This window comes from Escherichia sp. KCJ4928, from assembly GCF_004352695.1.
GTDB lineage: Bacteria > Pseudomonadota > Gammaproteobacteria > Enterobacterales > Enterobacteriaceae > ECMA0423.
Map to the genome: position 1 here is coordinate 1 of NZ_SJWV01000216.1, position 6242 is coordinate 6242.

At 50.1% G+C, this 6242-nt stretch carries 5 protein-coding genes and 1 pseudogene; 4 read left to right on the forward strand and 2 right to left on the reverse strand.

Annotation, left to right across the window (positions count from 1 at the left end):
- Positions 1 to 835: pseudogene (pdeC, locus tag E0D98_RS20615) on the forward strand (c-di-GMP phosphodiesterase PdeC); the annotation flags it as partial.
- Positions 836 to 837: 2 nt separating this feature from the next.
- Here the strand turns inward: pdeC and soxS are convergent.
- Complete coding sequence (soxS, locus tag E0D98_RS20620; protein WP_000019358.1) at positions 838 to 1161, reverse strand: superoxide response transcriptional regulator SoxS; 324 nt, start codon at positions 1159 to 1161, stop codon at positions 838 to 840.
- An 85-nt stretch (positions 1162 to 1246) separates the two neighbouring features.
- Between soxS and soxR the strand changes: the two genes are divergently transcribed.
- The 3 genes from soxR (at position 1247) to E0D98_RS20635 (ending at position 5407) form a co-directional block, all read left to right on the forward strand.
- Positions 1247 to 1711, forward strand: a complete 465-nt coding sequence (gene soxR / locus E0D98_RS20625) for a redox-sensitive transcriptional activator SoxR (RefSeq protein ID WP_000412428.1) — start codon at positions 1247 to 1249, stop codon at positions 1709 to 1711.
- A 545-nt stretch (positions 1712 to 2256) separates the two neighbouring features.
- Positions 2257 to 3606, forward strand: coding sequence for a guanine/hypoxanthine transporter GhxP (ghxP, locus tag E0D98_RS20630; RefSeq protein WP_000106882.1), 1350 nt, complete (start codon positions 2257 to 2259; stop codon positions 3604 to 3606).
- 151 nt (positions 3607 to 3757) lie between these two features.
- Positions 3758 to 5407: a Na+/H+ antiporter gene (locus E0D98_RS20635; RefSeq protein ID WP_000402207.1), complete on the forward strand. Its 1650-nt coding sequence runs from the start codon at positions 3758 to 3760 to the stop codon at positions 5405 to 5407.
- 153 nt (positions 5408 to 5560) lie between these two features.
- Here E0D98_RS20635 and E0D98_RS20640 read toward each other — a convergent pair.
- Positions 5561 to 6242: pentapeptide repeat-containing protein (locus E0D98_RS20640; RefSeq protein ID WP_131890905.1), on the reverse strand; the 682-nt coding region annotated here is incomplete at its 5' end.

Sequence of the window (6242 nt, forward strand, 5' to 3'; positions counted from 1 at the left end):
TTTGGGGAGTCTTGTTCTGCTATTACTCTGGCTACGTATTCGACAAAACTATTTATCTCCCAAACGTAAATTGCAACGCGCCCTCGAAAAACATCAACTTTGTCTTTATTACCAGCCAATAATCGATATCAAAACAGAAAAATGTATCGGCGCTGAAGCGTTGTTACGTTGGCTTGGTGAGCAGGGGCAAATAATGAATCCGGCAGAGTTTATTCCGCTGGCAGAAAAGGAGGGGATGATAGAACAGATAACTGATTATGTTATTGATAATGTCTTCCGTGATCTGGGCGCGTACTTGGCAACACATGCCGATCGCTATGTTTCTATTAACCTGTCGGCCTCCGATTTTCATACGTCACGGTTGATAGCGCGAATCAATCAGAAAACAGAGCAATACGCGGTGCGTCCGCAGCAAATTAAATTTGAAGTGACTGAGCATGCATTTCTTGATGTCGAAAAAATGACGCCGATTATTCTGGCTTTCCGCCAGGCTGGTTACGAAGTGGCAATTGATGATTTTGGTATTGGCTACTCTAACTTGCATAACCTTAAATCATTGAATGTCGATATTTTGAAAATCGACAAATCGTTTGTTGAAACGCTGACCACCCACAAAACCAGTCATTTGATTGCGGAACACATCATCGAGCTGGCGCACAGCCTGGGGTTAAAAACGATCGCTGAAGGCGTCGAAACTGAGGAGCAGGTTAACTGGCTGCGCAAACGCGGCGTGCGCTATTGCCAGGGATGGTTTTTTGCGAAGGCGATGCCGCCGCAGGTGTTTATGCAATGGATGGAGCAATTACCCGCGCGGGAGTTAACGCGCGGGCAATAAAACTACAGGCGGTGGCGATAATCGCTGGGAGTGCGATCAAACTGCCGACGGAAAACGCGGGAGAAGGTCTGCTGCGAGACATAACCCAGGTCCATTGCGATATCAAAAATCGGACGCTCGGTGGTGCGCAACTCAACGGCGGCCAGTAACAGGCGACGTTGGCGAATGTAATCGCCAAGCGTCTGATGCGTCACCGTGCGGAACATTCGTTGCAAGTACCACTTTGAATAGCCTGATTTTTTTGCGACTACATCAATGTTAAGCGGCTGGTCAATATGCTCGTCAATCCATGCGATAAGATCCTGAATAATTTTCTGATGGGACATAAATCTGCCTCTTTTCAGTGTTCAGTTCGTTAATTCATCTGTTGGGGAGTATAATTCCTCAAGTTAACTTGAGGTAAAGCGATTTATGGAAAAGAAATTACCCCGCATTAAAGCGCTGCTAACCCCCGGCGAAGTGGCGAAACGCAGCGGTGTGGCGGTATCGGCGCTGCATTTCTATGAAAGTAAAGGGTTGATTACCAGTATCCGTAACAGCGGCAATCAGCGGCGATATAAACGTGATGTGTTGCGATATGTTGCAATTATCAAAATTGCTCAGCGTATTGGCATTCCGCTGGCGACCATTGGTGAAGCGTTTGGCGTGTTGCCCGAAGGGCATACGTTAAGTGCGAAAGAGTGGAAACAGCTTTCGTCCCAATGGCGAGAAGAGTTGGATCGGCGCATTCATACCTTAGTAGCGCTGCGTGACGAACTGGACGGATGTATTGGTTGTGGCTGCCTTTCGCGCAGTGATTGCCCGTTGCGTAACCCGGGCGACCGCTTAGGAGAAGAAGGTACCGGCGCACGCTTGCTGGAAGATGAACAAAACTAAAGCGCCACAAGGGCGCTTTAGTTTGTTTTCCGGTCTTTGTCTTTCTCTCTATCCCGCTGGTACACAGGAGGGTTTCCCCCGACGTCAACACACCCCATTCGAGCACGTGGTGGAGGTTCCGGTTGGTGTTGATGCTTTAATTGTATGTCACCGGCATTTCTTCGCCAGTGTAAAAGTATACTTTTTATCCGCAATATTTTTGTCATCTCAGACGATTTTTTATCGCAATCCTGAACGGTATACGGCTCGATAACGCTGCAATCTTGCGCACCGACGATAACGTTTGCGCATCAATTGCCTGGTTTTTCATCGTCAAGACAATAAAAGAGAAAAAAGCAGCAAACTTCGGTTGAAAAAGCCGCTATGATCGCCGGATAATCGTTTGCTTTTTTTACCACCCGTTTTGTATGCGCGGAGCTAAACGTTTGCTTTTTTGCGACGCAGTAAATTGTCGCAAACCTGGAGCAGGAAGATAACGTTTCGCTGGCAGGGGATTGTCCGCCACGCATCTTGACGAAAATTAAACTCTCAGGGGATGTTTTCTTATGTCTACGCCATCAGCGCGTACCGGCGGTTCACTCGACGCCTGGTTTAAAATTTCACAACGTGGAAGCACTGTCCGTCAGGAAGTGGTTGCCGGGTTAACAACGTTTCTGGCGATGGTCTACTCGGTCATCGTCGTTCCAGGTATGTTGGGTAAAGCAGGCTTCCCGCCTGCGGCAGTTTTCGTTGCAACCTGTCTGGTTGCCGGACTCGGTTCTATCGTGATGGGTCTGTGGGCTAATCTGCCGTTGGCGATTGGTTGCGCCATCTCCCTGACGGCGTTTACCGCATTCAGCCTGGTGCTGGGGCAACATATTAGCGTACCTGTCGCGCTGGGTGCCGTGTTCCTGATGGGGGTGCTGTTTACGGTAATTTCTGCCACGGGTATCCGTAGCTGGATTTTGCGCAACTTGCCGCACGGTGTGGCGCACGGCACGGGGATCGGTATCGGTCTGTTCCTGCTGCTCATTGCCGCTAATGGTGTCGGTCTGGTGATTAAAAACCCGCTTGATGGTCTGCCCGTTGCGCTGGGTGATTTCGCGACCTTCCCGGTGATTATGTCACTGGTAGGTCTGGCGGTGATCATCGGCCTGGAAAAACTGAAAGTCCCTGGTGGCATTCTGCTGACCATTATCGGTATCTCAATTGTCGGTTTGATCTTCGATCCTAACGTCCATTTCTCCGGCGTTTTCGCCATGCCTTCATTGAGCGATGAAAACGGCAATTCACTGATTGGCAGCCTGGACATTATGGGCGCGCTGAATCCTGTAGTCCTGCCAAGCGTTCTGGCGCTGGTGATGACGGCAGTATTTGATGCCACCGGAACTATCCGTGCCGTCGCCGGCCAGGCGAACCTGCTGGATAAAGATGGGCAGATCATCGACGGTGGGAAAGCACTGACCACTGACTCCATGAGCAGCGTTTTCTCTGGCCTGGTGGGTGCTGCTCCGGCAGCGGTATACATCGAGTCTGCGGCGGGTACGGCGGCGGGCGGTAAAACCGGTTTGACGGCTATCACCGTTGGCGTGCTGTTCCTGCTGATTCTGTTCCTCTCTCCGCTCTCTTACCTCGTTCCGGGGTATGCAACGGCTCCGGCGCTGATGTACGTTGGCCTGCTGATGCTGAGCAACGTGGCGAAAATCGACTTTGCTGATTTTGTTGATGCGATGGCGGGTCTGGTTACGGCGGTATTCATCGTGCTGACCTGTAACATCGTAACAGGCATCATGATCGGCTTCGCGACTCTGGTGATTGGTCGTCTGGTTTCCGGCGAATGGCGCAAGTTGAACATCGGTACGGTCGTTATCGCCGTGGCGCTGGTGACCTTCTATGCGGGTGGCTGGGCTATCTAATCTTTCATCGGATTCTGAAAACGGGTGGCAATGGCTGCCCGTTTTTATTTTCTCCGCACATTGTGTGAGCTTTTGCGATATTCTGAAAAAATGAGAATTCAGGCATAACGTCTTTCTCAGATCATAAAAAAACATCGCAAACAGGGAACGCATGGAAATCTTCTTCACCATACTGATAATGACCCTCGTGGTCTCGCTGTCCGGGGTGGTCACTCGTGTCATGCCCTTTCAGATCCCGCTTCCGCTTATGCAAATCGCCATCGGTGCGCTACTGGCGTGGCCGACGTTTGGTTTGCATGTGGAGTTTGATCCTGAACTCTTTTTAGTCTTGTTTATCCCGCCGTTGCTGTTCGCTGATGGCTGGAAAACGCCGACCCGTGAATTTCTCGAACATGGTCGAGAGATTTTCGGCCTCGCGCTGGCGCTGGTGGTGGTCACCGTGGTCGGCATTGGCTTCCTTATTTACTGGGTGGTGCCGGGCATTCCGCTGATCCCCGCCTTTGCGCTGGCGGCGGTACTTTCTCCGACCGATGCTGTGGCGCTCTCCGGGATTGTTGGCGAAGGGCGCATCCCGAAAAAAATCATGGGCATTTTGCAGGGCGAAGCGTTGATGAATGACGCCTCCGGCCTGGTGTCGTTGAAGTTTGCCGTGGCAGTGGCGATGGGGACGATGATCTTCACCGTCGGCGGTGCGACGGTCGAATTTATGAAAGTAGCCATTGGTGGTATTCTTGCCGGTTTTGTGGTGAGCTGGCTGTATGGTCGCTCGCTGCGATTCCTCAGCCGCTGGGGCGGTGATGAACCCGCGACGCAGATCGTTCTGCTGTTCTTGCTGCCATTCGCTTCTTATCTGATTGCCGAACATATTGGCGTTTCCGGCATCCTCGCTGCGGTTGCCGCCGGGATGACCATCACCCGCTCCGGTGTGATGCGCCGTGCGCCGCTGGCAATGCGCCTGCGCGCAAACAGCACCTGGGCGATGCTGGAATTTGTCTTTAACGGCATGGTGTTCCTGCTGTTAGGTCTGCAGCTGCCGGGTATTCTGGAGACGTCGCTGATGGCGGCAGAAATCGACCCTAACGTCGAAATCTGGATGCTGTTTACCGATATTATTCTGATATATGCGGCGCTGATGCTGGTCCGTTTCGGCTGGCTGTGGACGATGAAAAAGTTCAGCAACCGCTTCCTGAAGAAGAAGCCGATGGAGTTTGGTTCGTGGACCACACGAGAAATCCTGATCGCGTCTTTCGCCGGGGTGCGTGGGGCGATCACTCTGGCCGGTGTGCTCTCTATCCCGCTGCTCTTGCCGGATGGTAACGTCTTCCCGGCGCGCTATGAGCTGGTGTTCCTGGCGGCTGGCGTCATTCTCTTCTCGCTGTTTGTCGGCGTGGTGATGTTGCCTATTCTGCTACAACACATTGAAGTCGCGGACCATTCGCAACAATTGAAAGAAGAACGTATTGCGCGAGCGGCAACGGCAGAAGTGGCGATTGTGGCGATCCAGAAAATGGAGGAGCGTCTGGCGGCGGATACCGAAGAGAATATCGATAACCAGCTGCTTACGGAGGTCAGTTCTCGCGTCATTGGTAACCTGCGTCGTCGCGCCGATGGACGTAACGACGTTGAAAGTTCCGTGCAGGAAGAGAACCTTGAGCGTCGCTTCCGTCTGGCGGCATTGCGTTCTGAACGTGCTGAACTGTACCACCTGCGCGCCACGCGGGAGATCAGCAACGAAACGCTGCAAAAATTACTGCACGATCTCGATTTGCTTGAAGCGTTGCTAATTGAGGAAAATCAGTAAGCCGAAAGCGACGTAACCAGGCCCGAGGTAATCTGAAAAAGGTGCAATCTTTTGCACCTTTAACAGGTTAGCTCGGGCTAACATTCATGATTCTAAAACAAATAAGTTATCTCTCTTGTAAAGTCAATTCATTGGCTGTTCTTCGACTTAACCTCAATCTGCGTGTTGCATAATATCTGCAGTAATCTTCATAGCGACTGCATTAATATTATCCTCAGTTTGTGACATGCCAGTATGAGAGGTACAATCTTCTTCAAAGAATTTCTGTAGTGTTACCAGGGTATCACTATCAATGGGGATATTTTCCTCCCCACGGAGAATAGAAATGCCCATTCCCTGGACGCTAGCCTCATCAAAATTAACCCGATAGAGACGGGTATTAAACATACAGGCTTTTGTTAAAATAGAACAGTTGAAATGGCAGTTGCTTAAATTGGCATTATTAAAATTAACATTAGCCATATTAGAGCCGGTACATATAACCATTTCGAGGAATGTATTTGTTAGCCACGTACAAAAGAGTTTGCTATCAATTAAGTTTATACTCTGGAGGATTGCTTTGTTCAGATTGACGCGAGACAGATCAGCATGTTCAAAGTTAATTAAATCGAGTTTAGAGAAACTAAGGTCGGCTTTAAATAAATTAACATATGGCGCTATTACTTTATAAAGATTTACCTCAGCCATGTACGCCATATAAAAATTTGAATAGTCAAGAAAGGTATTTTTAATATTGGCTCTATTCATTGCTGCATTGTAGAATTGAACATGCATAGCGGAGCATGCATTTAGAGTTCCGTCGGCCATTTTTATCTGAGCGAAATTTGAGTCATCG

What these genes read in the sequence shown, in the direction of transcription:
- soxS (WP_000019358.1), bottom strand. Translation starts at nt 1,161, where the DNA reads ATGTCCCATCAGAAAATTATTCAGGATCTTATCGCATGGATTGACGAG.
- soxR (WP_000412428.1), top strand. Translation starts at nt 1,247, where the DNA reads ATGGAAAAGAAATTACCCCGCATTAAAGCGCTGCTAACCCCCGGCGAA.
- ghxP (WP_000106882.1), top strand. Translation starts at nt 2,257, where the DNA reads ATGTCTACGCCATCAGCGCGTACCGGCGGTTCACTCGACGCCTGGTTT.
- E0D98_RS20635 (WP_000402207.1), top strand. Translation starts at nt 3,758, where the DNA reads ATGGAAATCTTCTTCACCATACTGATAATGACCCTCGTGGTCTCGCTG.